The organism is Streptomyces sp. NPDC060049 (genome assembly GCF_042736715.1).
Taxonomy (GTDB): Bacteria; Actinomycetota; Actinomycetes; order Streptomycetales; family Streptomycetaceae; genus Streptomyces.
The window spans coordinates 78,924-97,117 of record NZ_JBHWVV010000024.1; the positions used below are offsets into that span (position 1 = coordinate 78,924).

The 18,194-nt window shown below is 72.1% G+C and carries 17 protein-coding genes; 11 read left to right on the forward strand and 6 right to left on the reverse strand.

Annotation, left to right across the window (positions count from 1 at the left end):
* From ACFWBY_RS32865 to ACFWBY_RS32885, 5 genes are all read left to right on the forward strand, one after another.
* Positions 1 to 660, forward strand: coding sequence for a CGNR zinc finger domain-containing protein (locus ACFWBY_RS32865; RefSeq protein ID WP_385336496.1), 660 nt, complete (start codon positions 1 to 3; stop codon positions 658 to 660).
* A gap of 240 nt (positions 661 to 900) precedes the next feature.
* Entirely contained in the window at positions 901 to 1,419 is a 519-nt protein-coding gene (locus ACFWBY_RS32870) for a hypothetical protein (protein ID WP_385336494.1), read from the forward strand.
* Positions 1,420 to 1,515: 96 nt separating this feature from the next.
* Complete coding sequence (locus ACFWBY_RS32875; RefSeq protein ID WP_385336492.1) at positions 1,516 to 2,358, forward strand: DUF4097 domain-containing protein; 843 nt, start codon at positions 1,516 to 1,518, stop codon at positions 2,356 to 2,358.
* Positions 2,359 to 2,434: 76 nt separating this feature from the next.
* Complete coding sequence (locus ACFWBY_RS32880; RefSeq protein WP_385409739.1) at positions 2,435 to 3,412, forward strand: ATP-binding cassette domain-containing protein; 978 nt, start codon at positions 2,435 to 2,437, stop codon at positions 3,410 to 3,412.
* Positions 3,409 to 4,200 carry an ABC transporter permease gene (locus ACFWBY_RS32885; RefSeq protein WP_385341821.1) on the forward strand — a complete coding sequence of 264 codons (792 nt, stop codon included), beginning with the start codon at positions 3,409 to 3,411 and terminating at the stop codon, positions 4,198 to 4,200. The genes ACFWBY_RS32880 and ACFWBY_RS32885 overlap by 4 nt, the downstream gene beginning before the upstream one ends.
* A gap of 260 nt (positions 4,201 to 4,460) precedes the next feature.
* Here ACFWBY_RS32885 and ACFWBY_RS32890 read toward each other — a convergent pair whose 3' ends face one another.
* Both ACFWBY_RS32890 and ACFWBY_RS32895 read right to left on the reverse strand, forming a co-directional pair.
* A complete protein-coding gene (locus ACFWBY_RS32890; RefSeq protein ID WP_385341819.1) occupies positions 4,461 to 6,053 on the reverse strand; it encodes an acyl-CoA carboxylase subunit beta in 1,593 nt (530 codons plus the stop codon).
* Between the two features lie 82 nt (positions 6,054 to 6,135).
* Positions 6,136 to 6,963, reverse strand: a complete 828-nt coding sequence (locus tag ACFWBY_RS32895; RefSeq protein ID WP_385341817.1) for a BTAD domain-containing putative transcriptional regulator — start codon at positions 6,961 to 6,963, stop codon at positions 6,136 to 6,138.
* Positions 6,964 to 7,202: 239 nt separating this feature from the next.
* On the opposite strand from ACFWBY_RS32895, the gene ACFWBY_RS32900 reads away from it, so the two are divergent.
* The 4 genes from ACFWBY_RS32900 to ACFWBY_RS32915 all read left to right on the forward strand — a co-directional run bounded on the left by ACFWBY_RS32900 (position 7,203) and on the right by ACFWBY_RS32915 (position 11,740).
* Positions 7,203 to 7,466 (forward strand): hypothetical protein, encoded by a 264-nt coding sequence (locus tag ACFWBY_RS32900; RefSeq protein WP_385341815.1) that lies wholly within the window; start codon positions 7,203 to 7,205, stop codon positions 7,464 to 7,466.
* A 5-nt stretch (positions 7,467 to 7,471) separates the two neighbouring features.
* Complete coding sequence (locus ACFWBY_RS32905; protein WP_385341823.1) at positions 7,472 to 9,706, forward strand: TOMM precursor leader peptide-binding protein; 2,235 nt, start codon at positions 7,472 to 7,474, stop codon at positions 9,704 to 9,706.
* A 219-nt stretch (positions 9,707 to 9,925) separates the two neighbouring features.
* Positions 9,926 to 11,101: a sensor histidine kinase gene (locus ACFWBY_RS32910; RefSeq protein ID WP_385341813.1), complete on the forward strand. Its 1,176-nt coding sequence runs from the start codon at positions 9,926 to 9,928 to the stop codon at positions 11,099 to 11,101.
* 30 nt (positions 11,102 to 11,131) lie between these two features.
* A complete protein-coding gene (locus tag ACFWBY_RS32915; RefSeq protein WP_385341812.1) occupies positions 11,132 to 11,740 on the forward strand; it encodes a DNA-binding response regulator in 609 nt (202 codons plus the stop codon).
* Positions 11,741 to 11,751: 11 nt separating this feature from the next.
* Here ACFWBY_RS32915 and ACFWBY_RS32920 read toward each other — a convergent pair whose 3' ends face one another.
* The 4 genes from ACFWBY_RS32920 to ACFWBY_RS32935 all read right to left on the reverse strand — a co-directional run bounded on the left by ACFWBY_RS32920 (position 11,752) and on the right by ACFWBY_RS32935 (position 15,971).
* Positions 11,752 to 12,987: an acyltransferase domain-containing protein gene (locus ACFWBY_RS32920; RefSeq protein WP_385341810.1), complete on the reverse strand. Its 1,236-nt coding sequence runs from the start codon at positions 12,985 to 12,987 to the stop codon at positions 11,752 to 11,754.
* A gap of 40 nt (positions 12,988 to 13,027) precedes the next feature.
* Positions 13,028 to 14,761 (reverse strand): fatty acyl-AMP ligase, encoded by a 1,734-nt coding sequence (locus tag ACFWBY_RS32925; RefSeq protein WP_385341808.1) that lies wholly within the window; start codon positions 14,759 to 14,761, stop codon positions 13,028 to 13,030.
* Positions 14,762 to 14,945: 184 nt separating this feature from the next.
* A complete protein-coding gene (locus tag ACFWBY_RS32930; protein ID WP_385341807.1) occupies positions 14,946 to 15,158 on the reverse strand; it encodes an acyl-CoA carboxylase subunit epsilon in 213 nt (70 codons plus the stop codon).
* A 192-nt stretch (positions 15,159 to 15,350) separates the two neighbouring features.
* Entirely contained in the window at positions 15,351 to 15,971 is a 621-nt protein-coding gene (locus ACFWBY_RS32935; protein WP_385341805.1) for a hypothetical protein, read from the reverse strand.
* 165 nt (positions 15,972 to 16,136) lie between these two features.
* Between ACFWBY_RS32935 and ACFWBY_RS32940 the strand changes: the two genes are divergently transcribed.
* Both ACFWBY_RS32940 and ACFWBY_RS32945 read left to right on the forward strand, forming a co-directional pair.
* Positions 16,137 to 16,370: a hypothetical protein gene (locus ACFWBY_RS32940; protein WP_385341803.1), complete on the forward strand. Its 234-nt coding sequence runs from the start codon at positions 16,137 to 16,139 to the stop codon at positions 16,368 to 16,370.
* 54 nt (positions 16,371 to 16,424) lie between these two features.
* Complete coding sequence (locus tag ACFWBY_RS32945) at positions 16,425 to 18,164, forward strand: acyl-CoA dehydrogenase (protein ID WP_385341801.1); 1,740 nt, start codon at positions 16,425 to 16,427, stop codon at positions 18,162 to 18,164.
* Positions 18,165 to 18,194 lie beyond the last annotated feature (30 nt).

The following is an 18,194-nucleotide window of genomic DNA, read 5'->3' on the forward strand; positions in this document are numbered from 1 at the left end:
ATGCACGATCCGCGCCCGCTGACCGGCGAGCCGCTCAGCCTGGACCTGCTCAACACCCTGTGGCACGACCGCCACGGGCGCTACGACCTGCTGGACTCCCTGGCCGGTCTCGCGCTCTGGCTGGGCGGCTCGCGGGCCGCCGCGCTCTACGCCAGGGGCGAGCTACGGGCCGACCCGGCCACCCTCGGGGCGGCCCGGGAGGCCCGCGCGGCCCTGGCCGGCGTGGCCGGCGGGGGCGGTCTTACGGCCGCCCGGGCCGGGGGCGTCGCCGGGACCGGCGCAGGCGTCCCGGCCGGACGTGCCGGCCCGGCCGGAGGCGTGTCCGCGGCCGGGCGCGGACCCGAGACGCTCGCCTTCGACGCCTTCAACCGGCTCCTCGACGGGGGCCGGATCCGGCGCCTGCTCACCCCGGCCGGCCCGGTCGAGCGCCTGGAGGCCGCCGACCCGGCCCGCCTGCTCGGCTACCTCGCGGCCGCCGACTACCTCCGCCTGCTCACCACCGCCCCCGAACGCCTCAAGAGCTGCGCCAACCCCACCTGCGGCCTGCGCTTCCACGACGCCAGCCGCAACGGCACCCGCCGCTGGTGTTCGAGCACGGGCTGCGGCAACCGCGCGAAGGCGGCCCGCCACTACGCCCGTCGGACCGCCCGCGTTTCCTGATGCACGCCTGCTCCGGCCGGTGCCGTGGCCCTGCGTAGAGCCACGTGGCACCGGATGGCACCACGTGGCGCCAGAGCGGTACGGGAAGGCGCCCTTCAGCCCCCGTCTGCGGATGAACTCACCTCCGCCCCGCCGGTCGCCGCCACGTTTTCGCTGGTCAGCGAAGTCCTGTGCAGTCGCGACGCCGTGCTGCCCTTTTGATGCTTGCGCGTGGTGCCATTGTGGTGCCATGATGGCGCTATGGACCTCACCCCCTACATCGACACCCTCCGCCGCGAACTGGCGGTGGCCGCCGCAGCCGGCGGAGACGAAGCGCGCGAGCTGGCCGCGAGGCTCACCGCTCCCCTGGAGTCGGCGACCCGCCTGACCATGCTCAACGTGCTCTCCGCCGCGATGGACGAGGTCACCCGCGAACTCGCGCCGGGCTCGGTCGACGTACGGTTGCGCGGGCTCGACCCCGAGTTCGTGGTGGCCCGGCCCTCCACCGACAGCGGCGCCCCCGCGGAGCCGCCCGCGCCCGCCGAATCGCTCCAGGCACACGTGCCCGCCGAGGGCGACGAGGGCGGCACCGCCCGCGTGAACCTGCGGCTGCCGGCCCCCCTCAAGGCGCGGGCCGAGGAGGCCGCGAACCGCGAGGGGCTGTCGGTCAACGCGTGGCTGGTGCGCGCCGTGTCGGCCGCGGTCGACGGCGGCGCCCGGCCGCGTACGGCGGAGAAGGCCCAGAGCGTCGGGCAGAGCTTCACGGGCTGGGTGCGCTAGCCGCACTCCGCTGCCGCCACCGGCAACGCCACCGCTTCACCCCCACCACGTCCCACCAGCGGGGACGCCCTGAAGAGCCAAGAGGACGGGACAGCCATGCCTTCTTTCGACACCTCCGAACCCATCTCGGTCACCGCGCACGTGGAGGCCGGTTCCCTCCAGTTCACCGCGGGCGACCGCCTCGACACCGTCGTCGAGGTGCGGCCCCGCGATCCGAAGCGCGACAAGGACGTACGGGCGGCCGACCAGACCGAGGTCACGTACGCGAGCGGCGTACTGACCGTCAGGACCCCCAAGTCCCATCCGTTCGGCCGCCCCGGCATCGTCGACGTGACGGTCGACCTGCCCACGGGCTCGCGCGTCGACACGACCGGCGCCTGGACCCAGGTGCTCGGCGAGGGCCGGCTGGGCGAGGTCCGCGTGAAGACCTCGTCCGGCGACGTCCGCCTCGATGCGACCGGCCCGCTGAAGCTGACCGCCTCGCACGGCTCGATCACCGTGGACCGGGTCGAGGGAGCGGCCGAGATCACCACCAGCTCCGGCAGCCTGCGCGTCGGCCTCGTCGACGGCCCCGCCGTCCTGAAGAACTCGCACGGCACCACGACCGTCGGCGCCGCGACCGGCGAGCTGCGGGTGAACGGCGCCAACGGTGACATCGAGATCCGGCGCGCCGAGCACTCGGTCACCGCCACCACGGCCCACGGCACCCTGCGGGTGGGCGAGGTGGCCCGCGGCACCGTACAGCTGGAGACCTCCTACGGCGCCATCGAGGTCGGCGTCCGCGAGGGCACGGCCGCCTGGCTCGACGTCAGCTCGGTCTCCGGCCAGGTGCGCAACTCGCTCACCGCCTCCGGGAGCCCGGAGGAGGCCGAGGACTCCGTCAAGATCCGCGCCCGCACGAAGTACGGGAACATCGACGTCCGCCGCGCCAAGCCCTGAGTACCGGCTCCGCCGATCCGCCCGCCCCACCAGCCGCTCCAGCCTTCGAACGGAGGGTTCCATGCCTTCTTCTGTCATGCCCACATCCAGGCGCGGTGACGGTCACCCCTCGCCCGCCGCCGTCTCCACCATCGGTCTGCGCAAGTCGTACGGCGACAAGACCGTCCTCGACGGGATCGACCTGCGCATCCCGGCCGGCTCGGTCTTCGCGCTGCTCGGGCCGAACGGCGCGGGCAAGACCACCGTCGTGAAGATCCTCTCCACACTCGTCACCGCCGACGGCGGGCAGGCCCAGGTCGCGGGACACGACGTCGCCGCGTCACCGGACGGGGTGCGTGCCGCGATCGGCGTCACCGGGCAGTTCTCCGCCGTCGACGGGCTGATCACCGGTGAGGAGAACATGCTCCTCATGGCGGACCTGCACCACCTCTCCAAGCGCGAGGGGCGGCGGGTCGCCGCCGAACTCCTCGACCGCTTCGATCTGGTGGAGGCCGCGAAGAAGCCCGCCTCCACCTACTCCGCCGGTATGAAGCGCCGCCTCGACATCGCCATGACCCTGGTCGGCGGCCCGCGGATCATCTTCCTCGACGAACCGACCACCGGCCTCGACCCCCGGGCCCGCCACACCATGTGGCAGATCATCCGCGGGCTCGTCTCCGACGGCGTCACCGTCTTCCTGACCACGCAGTACCTGGAGGAGGCCGACCAGCTCGCCGACCGCATCGCCGTGCTCAACGACGGCAGGATCGCAGCCGAGGGCACCGCCGAGGAGCTGAAGCGGCTGATCCCCGGCGGCCACGTCCGGCTCCGCTTCTCCGACCCGTCCGCCTACCGGTACGCCGCCGCCACCCTGCGCGAGGCCGCCCGGGACGACGAGGGGCTGGCACTGCAGATCCCCAGCGACGGCAGCCAGCGCGAGCTGCGCTCCATCCTCGACCGGCTGGACTCGGCCCGCATCGAGGCCGACGAGCTGACCGTGCACACCCCCGACCTCGACGACGTGTTCTTCGCCCTGACCGGCGGCACCGACCAGCCCGAGGAGGCTGTCCGATGAGCTCGCTCTCCCTCGCCGTGCGTGACTCCGGCACGATGCTGCGCCGCAACCTCCTGCACGCGCGGCGCTACCCGTCCCTCACCCTGAACCTGCTGCTCACGCCGATCGTCCTGCTGCTGCTGTTCGTCTACGTCTTCGGCGACACGATGAGCGCCGGCATCGGCGGAGGCGGCGCCGACCGCTCCGAGTACATCGCCTACCTCGTGCCGGGCCTCCTGCTGATGACCATCGGCAGCACCACGATCGGCACCGCCGTATCCGTCTCGAACGACATGACCGAGGGCATCATCGCCCGCTTCCGCACGATGGCGATCCACCGCGGCTCGGTGCTCATCGGACACGTCGTCGGCAGTGTGCTGCAGGCGGTCATCAGCGTGAGCCTCGTCGGCGCCGTCGGCGTGGCCATCGGCTTCCGCTCCACGAACGCGACCGCCCTGGAGTGGCTGGCGGCGTTCGGACTGCTCGTGCTGTTCGCCCTGGCGCTCACCTGGATCGCGGTCGGGATGGGCATGGTCAGCCCGAACGCCGAAGCGGCGAGCAACAACGCGCTGCCGCTGATCTTCCTGCCGCTCATCTCCAGTGCCTTCGTCCCGATCGACGCCATGCCCGGCTGGTTCCAGCCGATCGCCGAGTACCAGCCGTTCACCCCGGCCATCGAGACCTTGCGCGGGCTGCTGCTCGGCACCGAGATCGGCAACAACGGGTGGATCGCGGTCCTCTGGTGCCTGGGCCTGGCGCTGCTCGGCTACTTCTGGTCCAAGTCGTTGTTCGACCGCGACCCGAAGTAACGGGCAGAGCGGCCTGCGCGCGCACGGGACGGGAGCACCCGGAACTCGCTCCCGTGCCACGCAAAGGCCTTTGGCAATTGCCGGTCCGGGCCGCCGGAACGCTACGCCCGGCTTTATGGGCTTTCCTTGGTCCGGCACCCCGGCGCGACACCCGAATTCCTTTTCCCGGGCATTTCGACGTCATTCGAGATCCGAAGTCCGGCGGGCCGCGGTCCCCCCTCCCGGACGGAACCGCGACCCCGCGCGCCGCGCCCGCGCGCTCACACCGGCTGGTTGCCGTGCTTGCGCTCCGGCAGCGATGCGTGCTTGGCCCGCAGCATCGCCAGGGAGCGGATCAGGACCTGCCGGGTCTCACCCGGATCGATGACGTCGTCCACGAGCCCGCGCTCGGCGGCGTAGTACGGATGCATGAGTTCGGCCTTGTACTGCTTGACCAGACGTTCCCGAGTCGCCTCGGGATCGTTGGAGGAGGCGATCTCCTTGCGGAAGACCACGTTCGCCGCGCCCTCCGCGCCCATGACCGCGATCTCGTTGATGGGCCAGGCGAAGGCCAGGTCGGCGCCGATGGACCGCGAGTCCATGACGATGTACGCGCCCCCGTAGGCCTTGCGGACGACCAGGGAGATCCGCGGGACGGTCGCGTTGCAGTACGCGTACAGCAGCTTGGCGCCGTGCCGGATGATGCCGTTGTGCTCCTGGTCGACGCCCGGCAGGAAGCCGGGCACGTCCACGAGCGTGAGCAGCGGGACGTTGAAGGCGTCGCAGGTCTGGACGAACCGCGCGGCCTTCTCGGAGCCGTGGATGTCCAGGACGCCGGCCAGGGCCGCCGGCTGGTTGGCGACGATGCCCACCACGTGTCCGTCGAGCCGGGCGAAGGCGCACACGACGTTCTGCGCCCAGGCCTCCTGCACCTCGAAGAACTCGCCGTCGTCGACGATCTCCTCGATCACCTTGCGCATGTCGTACGCCTGCCCCGGGTCGGCCGGGACGATACCGGCGAGGGCGTCGGTACGGCGGTCGGCGGGGTCGTCGCCGCGGACCACCGGGGGGAGTTCGCGGTTGTTCTGCGGGAGCAGCGAGAGCAGGTAGCGGACGTCCTCCAGGCACTCCTCCTCGGTGTCGTACGCGAATCCGGCGACGCCGGAGACGGAGGCGTGCACGTCGGCTCCGCCGAGGCCGTTCTGGGTGATCTGCTCGCCGGTCACCGCGCGGACCACGTCCGGGCCGGTGATGAACATCTGCGAGGTCTCGCGGACCATGAACACGAAGTCCGTGAGCGCCGGGGAGTACGCGGCGCCGCCCGCGCACGGGCCGAGCATGACGCTGATCTGCGGGATCACGCCCGAGGCGCGGGTGTTGCGGCGGAAGATGCCGCCGTATCCGGCCAGGGCCGAGACGCCCTCCTGGATACGGGCGCCCGCACCGTCGTTCAGGGAGACGAGCGGGGCACCGGCCTGCTCGGCGAGGTCCATCACCTTGTGGATCTTCGCGGCATGGGCCTCGCCGAGCGCGCCGCCGAAGACCCGGAAGTCATGGGCGTACGCGAAGACCGTGCTGCCGTGCACCAGGCCCCAGCCGATGACGACGCCGTCGCCGTGCGGCCTGCGGTGTTCGAGGCCGAATCCGGTCGCCCGGTGCCGGCGGAGCGGCTCGAGCTCCGTGAAGGTGCCCTCGTCGAAGAGGAGGTCGAGCCGTTCGTAGGGGGTCAGTTTGCCCTTGGCGTGCTGCCGCTTCGTCGCCTCGGGATCCGGACCGCGGCTCACCTCGTCCTTCAGCCGGTTGAGTTCTGCGGTGGACCGGTGCAGGCTCGGCGAGGGAGCGAGCGTGGTCAGCAGTTCGTCGAAGGTCGTCATCGGCCCAAGCTAGGAACGACCCCTCAAAAGCCGTGGCCACGCCCCCTGGAGCCTCGCTCGACCGGCCGCCGGAAGAGACGGCCTAGTCGACCGCCGCGGCGGGCTGGAGCACCCGGGGTATGGCGGCGACGACCGGGTCGAGCCGGTCCAGGTCGCCCGAGAGCACGGCCTGGTGGAGCTGCTGGAGCGGCGCGGACGGTTCGAGCCCCAGTTCGCGCACCAAAGACCCCCGCAGCCTCTGGTACGCCTCGAGAGCACGCCAGCCGCCGCCCGCCCGGTGCAGGGCGCGCATCAGCTGTCCGCAGAAGCCCTCGTGGAGCGGATGGCGGGCCGCGAGCACCCGCAGTTCCGGGATCACCTCGGCATGGCGGCCGAGCCGGATGTCGGCCTCGATGCGCCGCTCGAGGGCGGCGGTGCGCTCCTCGTTCAGCCGCAGCACCTCGAGTTCGAGCACGGACCCCGCCCGTACGTCGACGAGCGCGGGGCCCTGCCACAGCGCGAGCGCGCGGCCGAGCAGATCGGACGCGGCGCGGTAGTCGCCGACGTCGTAGCCGGCCCGGCCGTGGCCGGCGAGTCTCTCGAACTCGTGGGCGTCGACCTGGCCCGGCGCCACCTGGAGCAGGTAGCCGCCGAACTGCGTCACGAGGACGTCCTTGGCGTCGAGCAGAGGGTCCCCGTCCAGCGCGGCGCTGATCTTCCGGCGCAGCTGGAGGATGTACGTCTGCAGTGTGGTGGCCGCGCTGCGGGGGATGTCCTCGCCCCAGATCTCCTCCATCAGCGTGGGTACGGTGACGACCCGCTCGGCGTGGAGGGCGAGCAGCGCGAGCAGCTGCCTGGGTTTCGCGGCGCTCGGAACCACCGAGACGCCGCGCTCGTGGACGGCGAGCGACCCGAGTACTTTGATCTCCATTTGCGTGCTCCCCCTTGTCGGGCCACGGCCGCCGGCCAAACCCTGCGACGACCCCTTGGAGTCAGGTACAGCAGACTCGCAGCCGGGGGCCGTCCCGGCCCAGTGAGGCACGCATGAGGCGAATCATGAAAATGTCATAGGTGGCCGGTGACCGGTGCACTGCCGGTTCCATGAGGTCCCGCCCCAGACTCTCGACCCAGACAGACGCCAGCGCATCTCGTTCGTCACAGGGGGAAGTCATGAACGTGGCCCAGGACCTTTTCCGTTTCGCGGAACTCGCCGCCAGGACCGGACTCGAGCCGAAGCTCGGACAGCGTTTCGACAGGGACCCGTCCGGGGTCCTGCTGGAATTCGGACTCGAAGCCCACGCAGTGGACTGGGCGGGCGGTGCGACCCTCTCCATCGACGACCTGAGCGCCGACGTCGACGGCGCGGTGGACTTCTGCACGCGCTGCACCACGTGCGGCAGCAGCGCCCTGTTCGACGCGCAGGTGGCCGCGTGAACTCGATGCAGCGGCCCCCGGCGGAGCCCTTCGTCGCCTTCAAGCGCCACGTCAGAGCCGAGGCGGTCCCGGGCGAGGCCGCGTTCGTCCTGTCCGACCAGGGTGTGACCGTCCTGCGCGGCGGCGGGATAGAGAGCCTCGTCCCGCTGCTCGACGGCAGCCGCACACTGGCCGAGTTACTGCGTGACGCCTCGCGCACCATGCCGGTCGCCGAGGTGGGGCGGGCACTGCGGAGCCTCGCGCAGGCCAACCTGGTGGGCTACCGCCACTCCGCCGATCTGACGGGCGAGGACACCGCCCTGGCCCAGGCCTACTGGGACCGGGCCGGCCTCGACGGGTACGAGGCGACGGCCGAGGTCCGCAGGGCGCCGGTCGCGGTCATCGCGGTCGGCGGGGTCGACGCCGCCGCGGCCCGCGCCGCCTGCAACTCCTCCGGGCTCAACGCGGTGGACGAGGGCACCGGCGTACCGCTGGCCCTGGTCGTCTGCTCGGACTACCTGGACCCCGAGCTGCGGTCCGTGGCCGCGCGCCTGCGCGGCCAGGGCAGATCCTGGCTGCTGGCCAGACCCTTCGGCGCCGATCCCTGGACCGGGCCCTTCTTCGCCCCCGGCACCGACGGGCCCTGCTGGTCCTGCCTGGCCCACCGGCTCTCCGAGCACCGCTTCAGCGAACTGCCCGTACAGCGCGCCCTGGGCCTGGACGGACCGGCGCCGCGGCCGGCTCCCAGCCTCTCCGCCGTGCGGTCCCTGGGGCTCCACAGCGCGGTGCTGGAGATGTCGAAGTGGCTCGCGGGACTGCGCTACCCGGAGCAGCGGGCGGTCTGCGTCCTGGACAGCCTCAACCTGAGCACCACCCACCACACCGTGCTGCGCCGTCCGCAGTGCCCCGACTGCGGGGACCCCTCGCTGGTCGCCGAGCGGACACGGCAGCCGGTGGCCCTGGTGTCCCGGCCGAAGGCGGAGGGTTCCGGCAGCAACGACCGGGCGATCTCCGCCGAGGGGATCCTCATCGAGAACCGCCAACTGATCAGCCCGGTCACCGGCATCGTGACGAACGTCCGCCAGGTGCCGGGACTGCCCGACGGACTGCACGCCTACGACTCCGGCCACAACCTCGCCCTGCGCGGGCACTCGCTGGCCGGGGTCCACCAGGTCCTGCGGTCCCGCAGCGGAGGCAAGGGGGCGACCGCCACCGAGGCGCGGGCGAGCGCGCTGTGCGAGGCGGCGGAACGTTACAGCGCCGCCCGCCAGGGCGACGAGCTGGTCATCCGCGATTCGCTGACGGGGCTGGGCGCCGAGGCCCTCCACCCCAACGCCTACCAGCTGTTCGACGAGCGGCAGTACGCCGACCGGGAGCGCTGGAACGCCCGGCAGTCGCCCTTCCACCGGGTGAGCGCCCCCTTCGACCCCGCGGCCGAGACCGACTGGACACCGGTGTGGTCACTCACCGCGGGCACCCACCGGCTGCTGCCCACCTCCACCCTGTACTTCGACACAGGCGCGGGCGGCGGCCCCCGGGACGGCCTGTGGTCCGACTCGAACGGCAACGCCGCGGGCGGCAGCCTCGAGGACGCCGTGGTCCAGGGCGTCCTCGAACTCGTCGAGCGGGACGCCGTGGCGCTGTGGTGGTACAACCGGCTGCGCCTGCCCGGCCTCGACCTCGACTCCTTCGACGAGCCCTGGCTGGCGTCCACGCGATCCGCGCTGGAGCGGGCCGGCCACAGCGTCTGGGCCCTGGACCTCACCTCCGACCTCGGAATCCCGGTCGTGGCGGTCGTCTCCCGGCACCGCGAGGGGCCGGCCGAGGAGTTCGTCTACGGGTTCGGAGCCCATTTCGACCCGCGCCTGGCCCTGCGCAGGGCGCTCACCGAGATGGTGCAGATGCTGCCGGGACGCGGAGGATCCGGTTCGCTCCTGCCCGGCCAGCCGCAGCTGCTGCCCGATCCGGCGCAGTCCGCGCGGACGCCGGGGTCCTGGTCGTACGCCGGGCGGCGCGCGGACCTCCTCGACGACGTCCACCACCTTCGGACGCTCCTGGAGTCGCACGGCATGGAGCTCCTCGTCCTCGACCAGACGCGGCCGGACGTGGGCATTCCGGTGGTCAAGGCGCTGGTGCCCGGACTACGTCCCTTTTACGCCAGGTTCGCTCCCGGGCGCCTCTTCGACGTACCGCCGAGTCTCGGTCAGCGGGAGGTCGCTCTCGCCTTTCGCGAACTCAACTCGGTCCCGCTGCCGTTGTAGATCAGGACTGTCCGTTACCCGCCCTCTGCCTGGCGCGCTCGGCATATAGTGCGATCTCAGACCCTCCCGATTTCCGTACTGAGGAGAGAGCATATGACGGGCCGTTTCCGGACTGCGGACAACGACCTAGCTCAGGGGACGGAACAAGCGGAAAGTTTAAGTCCGGACAAACGCGGGCGGCTTTCCGACGTCCTGGCACCACGTCTCGCGCAGGGCATCGTGGTCACCGTCCTGTCCGGGTACGGAATCGTCACCCTGCTCAATGTCGAATACGCGCTGCGGGGCCGGACACGTGATCTCCTCGTGTGCGGAGGGGCCGTCCTGGTCCTGTACGCGGTGCAGCTCGTCCTCACCTCGGCCCAAGCCCGCCGCTGGTCCACCGGTCGCAAATGCGCCGCCCTGGCCGTGCAGTTCGTCCTCACCTTCTTCCCGCTGGTCTGGCTGGACACGGCCTGGGGCAGCGTGGCGGGACCGCTGAGCGCCTCGGTCCTGCTGCTCGCGCCGCCCCGCATCGCCTGGCCCAGCTTCGCGCTGATCTCGGTCCTGGTCCTGGGATGGGGTGTGCACCACGGCGGCGGAACCGTACTGGACCTCGCCTACCTGGCCATCTCCACCGGCCTGACCGGACTGGTGGTCTACGGGCTCACCCGGCTGACCGATCTGGTCCACGAAGTCCACGAGGCCCGCGCCGAGATGGCCAGAATGGCCGTCACCCAAGAGCGGCTGAGATTCGCCCGGGACCTCCACGACCTCCTCGGCTACAGCCTTTCGGCCATTTCCCTGAAGTGCGAGCTGATACAGCGGATCATCGTCAGCAACCCCGAACGGGCACGCGACGAAATAGCCTCCGTTCTCGGGGTGTCGCGCCAGGCCCTCGCCGACGTACGGCTGGTGGCCAGCGGATACCGCGACATGTCGCTGGCGGCCGAAGCGGTGTCGGTGGTCAACGTCATGGCCGCGGCCGACGTCCGGGCGGACGTGGACATCGACTGCGGACGGCTGCACCCGCTGGTGGACACCGTGCTGGCGACCGCTCTGCGCGAGGGCGTCACCAACATCCTCCGGCACAGCAGGGTGCAGTCCTGCACCATCAAGGCGACGGTCGAGGGGGAGACGGTGGAGCTGGTGATGGAGAACGACGGCGTGGAGGCCATCGGCCACTCGGACTCCGGCGACCGCGGCAGCGGACTGGGAAACCTCGACACCCGGCTCACGGCGATCGGCGGACTGCTGACCGCCGGCGTCGAGTCGCAGGGGCGTTTCCGTCTGACGGCGCGGGCGCCGCTCAGACCGGTCGCACCCGATCCGGCGGACGCCGCCGAGCCGCCGGGGTGCCCGAACGACGAGGGCGGGAGCACCGCGGCCATCCGGGTCCTGGGAAGACGAGCCGTCTGAACCGGCAAGTGGGGAAAGGGGGAACAACCAATGCTGTCGCTGCTTCTCGCCGAGGACGTGCACATGGTCCGCGGCGCACTCATCGCACTGCTCGAACTGGAGCCCGATTTTCAGGTGGTCGCCTCCGTCGACCGGGGTGACCTCATCGTGCCGTCGGCGCTCGATACCAACCCCGACGTGGCGATCATCGACATAGACCTGCCGGGGACGGACGGGCTGACGGCCGCCGCCGAACTGCGCGAACGCCTCCCGGCCTGCCGCACGCTGATCCTCACCAGCCTGGGCAGGCCCGGCACCCTGCGCCGCGCGATGGCCGCCCGCGTCTCGGGATTCCTGCTCAAGGACTCCCCGCCGGCCCGGCTCGCCCAGGCCGTGCGGGCCGTGGCCAACGGGCAGCGGGTGATCGACCCCGATCTCGCACTCAGTGCCTGGGAGGCCCTGGACAATCCGATCTCGCCCCGCGAGACGCAGGTGCTCCGGCTGGCGGCCCGCGGCGCCGACGCCGGTGAGATCGCCGAGCAGCTCTTCCTGACCGAGGGCACGGTACGCAACTACCTGACGGCCATCGTGGACAAGCTCAACGCGCGCAACCGCATCGACGCCATCCGGATCGCCGAGGAGGCCGGCTGGATCCCCTGAGGGCCGGGCACTCACCCCAGCGCCAGGGGTCCCGCGTTGAGCGCGGACAGGACACCGGCCAGGTCCACCGCATTGGTCTCGGGGCCGCGGCACACCGCCAGGCAGACGGGTCCCCGCGAGCCGGCCATCCGGCGGACGAAGGGCATCAGCACCGCCTTCGGCCCGATCTCCACCACATGGCTCGGGGCCTGCTGCGCGAGCAGCTGCCGCGCCGCGTCGGCGAAGCGCACCGGCGAGGTGATCTGCGCAGTCCAGTACGCGGCGTCCAGCGGCTCCTCGATCCGCCGCCCGTACACCGTCGAGTAGAACGGCACCTTGGGCGCCGCCCCGGCCAGGTGGCGGGCGGCCTCCTCGAAGCGCGGGGTGACCGGCTCCATCAGCGGGGAGTGGAAGGCGTGCGTCACCTGGAGGAAGGCGCTGGAGATGCCGATCGACGCGAGACGGTCCCGGACCCGCTCCAGCCCCTCGATCTCACCCGAGAGCACCGTGGCCCGGGCCGCGTTGAACGCCCCGATCGTCACGCCCGGTTCGTCGGCCGTGGCCTCCGCCGCCTCGAAGAGGTCCGCGCAGGTCGCCATCATCCCGCCGCCCGTGGGCAGGTACTGCATGTACATGCCGCGGAAGCAGATCAGCCGCGAGGCGTCCTCCAGGGTCAGCGCCCCGCAGACCACGGCGGCCGCGACCTCCCCGATGCCGTGCCCGAGCACGGCGACCGGGCGCACCTCCAGCTCCTCCAGGAGGGTCATCGCCAGCGCGTACTCGACGGCGAACAGCGCCGGCTGGGTCAGCGCGGTCTGGTGCACCCGCGGGTCCCCGGAGAGGATCAGCTCGGTCACGGACATGCCGAGGTACGGAGCGATCGCCGCGTCGGCGGCCGCGAGGTGGTGGCGGTAGCCCGACAGGTGCTCGTACAGCTTGGCGGTCATCCGCGGATGCTGCGAGCCCTGCCCGGTGAAGACGAACGCGGCACGCACCTCCCCGGAGCGCCGGCTCATGCCCTCCTGCATGGCCAGGAAGCGCGCCAGATCGCGGATCGTCGGGTACGCCCAGATGTCGGCCGGGTCCAGGAGCGGGCCGAACCGCGCCTCGATGTCGCCGTACAGACCGAGGAGGCCGATCGAGTCGAGGCCCCACTCGGACATCGGTTCGTCCTCGGGCACCTCCCGCCCTACGTATCCGCCGATAGTCTCCGCCAGCCAGGCCGCGAAGACCCGCTCGTCCGGACCGCCCGGTGCATCCGCGTTCACGTCCAGCTCCCTTCCAACTCGATGGCCGCACTGCCCGCCGCTAGCGCGACGGCTCGGCCGGTACGGTCAGTTCGTTGTCGAGGTGCTGGTACAGCGGCCGGAGCCGGCCGCTGAGGAACAGCTGGCGCATCGCCGTCCGCTCCACCTTTCCGCTGGTGGTGCGCCGCACCGTGCCGGGCCGTACCAGCAGGACCCCGCTCACCGATACGTCGAACTCTTCGGCGAGGCAGTTCTGGACGCCTTTGGCGATCGCTTCCAGGTCGAGCGCGTAGCGCTTGTTCGTGCGCAACTCCTGTACCAGCACGATCCGTTCGCGCTCACCGGGTACGGCGAAGGCCGTGCCGGTGCCGAACAGGGCACTGATCCGCTGCACGGTGTGCTCGAGGTCCTGGGGGTAAAGGTTGCGGCCGGCGACCACGATCATGTCCCGCAGCCGACCGGTGACGTGGAGGTTCCCCTCGTGCAGGACCCCGAAGTCCCCCGTCCGCAGCCGGCCGGGCAGGCCGTCCGCGCAGACGTCGAAGCGTTCGGCGGTGGCCGCCCGGTCGCGCCAGTAGCCCTGTGCGACGCCCGGCCCCGACACCCATATCTCGCCGATCCGGCCCTCGGGGAGCACCTCCAGCGTGTCCGGGTCCACGATCAGGACCTCGGTCGCGCTGTCGGGCGTACCGCTGGACGTCAGCGTGCGCACGGGCTTGCCGGGGCGCGGAGCGCGCATCCGGCGCTGCTCCAGCCCCTCGGCGTCCACCGTGACGGGCTCGCCGTCGGCGGGTCCGCCCGCCACGAGCAAGGTCGCCTCGGCCAGGCCGTAGGCGGCCCGCATCGCCCCGGGCCGCATCCCCGCGGAGGCGAACCGGCCGAGGAAGGCCCGGCGGGTCTCGGCGCTCACGGGCTCCCCGCCCGAGACGGCGATCCGCCAGCCGGACAGGTCGACGCCCTCCAGCTGCTCGTCGGTGACCCGCCGCGCGCACAGGCCGTACGCGAAGTCCGGCGCGCCGCTGACTTCGATCCCGTACCGGCTGATGACCTCCAGCCAGCGGACGGGGCGTTTGACGAAGGCCTCGGGCGTGATCATCACCGAGGTGCCGCCCAGCCACAGCGGGTGCAGCAACTGGCCGACGAGGCCCATGTCGTGGTGGAGCGGCAGCCAGCCGCCGACCCGGGCGCCCGGCCCGGTGCCGAGCATCCGTGCCAGCGCCTCCTGGTTGGCGAGCAGATTGCCGTGCGTGACGACGACGCCGCGCGGGTTGCCGGTGGAACCGGAGGTGTACTGGAGGTAGGCCACGCTGTCGCGATCCAGCTCCGGAAGCTGCCACTCGGCGTGCCGCGGCACGGCGTCGGCGGCCAGGCAGGGGATCTGGCCCTGCCCCCCGTCGGCCAGCATCCGGGAGATCCCGGGGGCGAGGGCGGCATCGGTCAGGACGGCACAGGGAGCCGACTCCTTCAGGATGCCGGCGACCCGCTCCTCGTGGTGGCTGCGGCCACCGGTCGGCGGGACGGGGACGGCGATCGCGCCCGCGTACAGGCAGGCGAGGAAGGACACGGCGAACTGGTGGCGGGAGGCATGCAGCAGCATCACCCGCTCACCGGCGGCGCCGCGCTCCTGGAGCCAGCCGGCGAGCCCGCGCGCGGAGGCGTCGAGCGAGCGGTAGGACACCGATACGGCACGGCCGGTCTCGTCGCTGTCCGGCGGCAGGACGAGCGCCTCGCGCTCGGGTGCCTGCCCGGCTCTTTCGAGCATCAGTTCGGTGAAACTGCGGTAGTCGTCGGTCATTTCCGGGTCCCCCTGGCAATGTCTTGTGGGCACAGCGGGCACACTCTTGCCGTCGGTGCCGCGCTCCCGCCCGGAGCAGGAACGTAGGTGCGCCCTCTCGAAGGTCACTCGACCCTCGCTGAGGACGCTCGACCGTCGCCGGGACCCGCTGGCCGTATCTCCGGTCGCCCGGTGGGGTCCGAGGTCAGGTGTGGCTCGTCCAGCCGACCCGCGGCCGGTGGCGGCGCCGGCCGCCCCAGGGCGCGGCTGCCGCCGCGTCCTCCCGCGCACCGTCCGCGTCCGGCGCCGGTGCCCGCAGGCAGGCGCACAGAACAGCCGTCAGGGCCGCGAGTTCCTCGGCGTCGGGCTGCCCGCGAAGGACGGTGAAACGAGGCTGCGCATCGGTCGGCTCATCCATGCTCCGATGCTGCTCCGGCCCGCTCGCACGGCGCTCGTACGGCGGCGCCCGTCCCGGGGGAGGCCCGCATGAGCGCCGGGAGAGCGCGGACGGAGTCCTACAGGAGCTCCGGGGGAGTGTGGAACGAGTGCCGGGCGACTTCCGCTCGAGCCGGGGTGCGCGAGGTGCGGGGCGCGGGCGTCGATCCCGCTCTCACGCCATCGGCAGGAGCCGCGCCGTCTCTTCCCGGATCTGCGCCGACGCCCCCAGCTTCGCCAGCCGGTCCGGATAGCCGACGCCGCGCCGCACGCGCGCGCAGGCCTCGGCATCCAGCCACCACAGCAGCCCCGTGTACGTACGGGGATCGGTGGCCGAGCGCAGCAGATCGCTCCCGCCGAAACCGCTGTCCGACACGCACTGACCGACCAGGGCGCCGAAGTCGAGTTCGAACCGCTTCGGATCGCCGTCGAGGAGGGCGTGGACCAGCACGATGTGGGAGGCGTCGGAGACCTTGCTCCGGACGGTCATCCGGCCGACGGTGACCATCAGTTCCGAGGAGGTGTCCGTTCCCGAGCCGAGGCCGCGCAGCCGGCTCAGCGATTCCCCGGCCTCGTGACCGACCTGCAGCAGCCGGTCCAGCGAACTCCACCGGTCCAGGTGGAGGTAGCTGCCGGGGCGGTCGGCACAGGCGGCCGTCACGAGTTCCTCGAATCCCTTGGCGGACTCCCGGTGGCGCGCGTAGGCGACGAGCGCACGTTCGAAAGACGAGGGATCCCCGGTCGTGGTCAGCCGCTCGACGAGCGTCACCTGTCGGCCGCGCTCTGCCTGGGACATCGGCCGGACCCCCTCCTGTTCCCCACGTGCGGAACCTCTGTGCATGTCAGCACGGGCCGCTTGAGTACCGCTCGAGCGCGGGTGCGCACGAGGATTGCTTGAGGACCCGCCGAGGCGCGCGGACGACCGTGGTCCCTCCCTTCAAAAAAGAGGAAGGACGCGACGATGTCCGCTTCGAGAGCGCCCGCTCCCCCCTTCGTCCACATCGTGGTCCGGCGGCTGCTGCTGCCGGTGTGGAACGCACTGGTGGCCTACGGATCCCTCTGGCTCCCGGCCGACCAGTACCGCCTCCAGTACATCCGGGGCGGGGCGCTTCCCCCACCCCCCTGGCAGGAGCCGGCGCCGGTCGGTGGCGGTGACGGGATCCACCCTGACCTGGAGACCTTGAGGGCCTCTTGAGCCGGGCCGGTTAAGCAGAGTCCTGTGGGCCGCATGTTGAGGACGGAGAGAGTCATGACGACGGTGACGAACAGGGCGGACTCCTCGGAGGCCGCCGTCCAGGAACGCATCGCGCGGCTCGAGCACGAATTCGGGGACATCGAAGACCCCGGCAACCCCCTGGGCGCCGAGCAGTTCCTCGCCGCCGACGACCGCGGCCGGCTGCTGCCGGCCGCGGAACGGCTGCTCGACCGGTTCGGACTCAACGCGGAGTTCGTACCGCGGGAACTCGGGGGCAGGCTCGACCGGCTGGACGCGCTGTCCCGGGTGCTGCGCGCCGTGTTCCGGCGCGACGCGGCCCTCGGCCTGGGGTACGGGCTGACGTCGTACATGGCCTCCGTGGTCGTCTGGGCCGACGGGACGCAGGACCAGCGCCGCGACACGGCGGAACTGCTGCTGGGCGGCGGCCGGATGGCCTGCGCGTACCCCGAGCCGCCGCAGGGCAACGATTTCCTGGCCAACCAGCTCACCGTGCGGCCGGACGGCGGGGGATTCCTGCTGTCCGGCCGCAAGGAGGCCCTCAACAGCGCGGCGTCGGCGCAGTCGCTCGTACTCTTCGCCCACACCCCGGGCGCCGCCCGGGGCGGACTCAGCGCCTTCCTCATGCCGGGCCCCGACAGCCCCGGCGGCGCGAACCTGGGCCTGCTGCCCCGCCGCAGGACCGTCGGCATCCGGGGCTGCGTGGTCCAAGGGCTGGAGTTCGACGGGCACCGCCTGGACCGCGAACTGCTGCTCGGCGCGCCCGGCGCGGGCGCGCAGCTCGCCGAGCGGGCCTTCCCCCTGACCCGCAGCACCGGCCTGTCCATGGCCCTGGGATGCGCGGACACCGCGCTGCGCACGACGACGGCCTTCGCGCGCGCACACCGCTCCCGAAGCCGCGCCTCGCTGCACACCGCCCGTACGCGAACCGCCCTCGTGGACGCCTTCACCGACCTGCTCGTCAGCGACTGCGTCTCGCTCGTCACCACCCGCTCGGTGCACCTGTTGCCCGCCGAGAGCCGACTGCTGGGCGCGGTCGCCAAGTACCTGCTGCCGACCGTGCTCAACGAGGCCGTGTACGACCTCTCCATCGTGCTCGGAGCCGAGTCCTACGCCAGGAGCGGCAGTTACGGCACCTTCCAGAAGACGGCCCGCGACCTGCCGATGATCGGCCTCGGCAGCGCGGGCACCGCCTCCAGCCGGGCGGTCATCGTCGCCCACCTGCTGCGGCTCGGGGAGGTGGCCGTGTCCGCGGACGACGAGGCGCCCGCCCGGCTCTTCAGGCCGTTCGACGCGGACCTGCCCGACTACCGGCACGAGGGCCCCCTGCCCCCCGCCCCCGGCGACTCGCTGCTCGCCTCGCTCCTGCGCTCCGCACGGTACGCGGCCGACGCGGGCGGCGAGCTCGGCGCGGCCCTCGCGGAGTCGACCGCCGTGCTCACCGACCAGCTGCGCGTGCTCCTGGCCTCCTGCGCGGAGCTGGCCGGACAGCCCAGGGGACACCCCGTGAGCCCGCGCGCGTACGCCATGGCCGACCGGTACGCGCTGATCGTCGCGGGCGCCGCCTGCCTGGGGGTGTGGCGCCACCAGCAGGACGGCTCCGGCTTCCTCGCCGACCCCGCCTGGGCGGCGATGGCGGTGACCCGGATCGCGGGCCGGCTGGACAAGTCCGCGGCCAAGATCCTCCCGCTCGGCGAGGAGCACCTGCTCGCCGAGCTGCTGCACCGCTTCGACGACGCCCGCAGCTACGACCTCTACTCGACCGCCATCGGCTGAGCAGCCCCGCTCCCGACCTTCCGGAGAGAC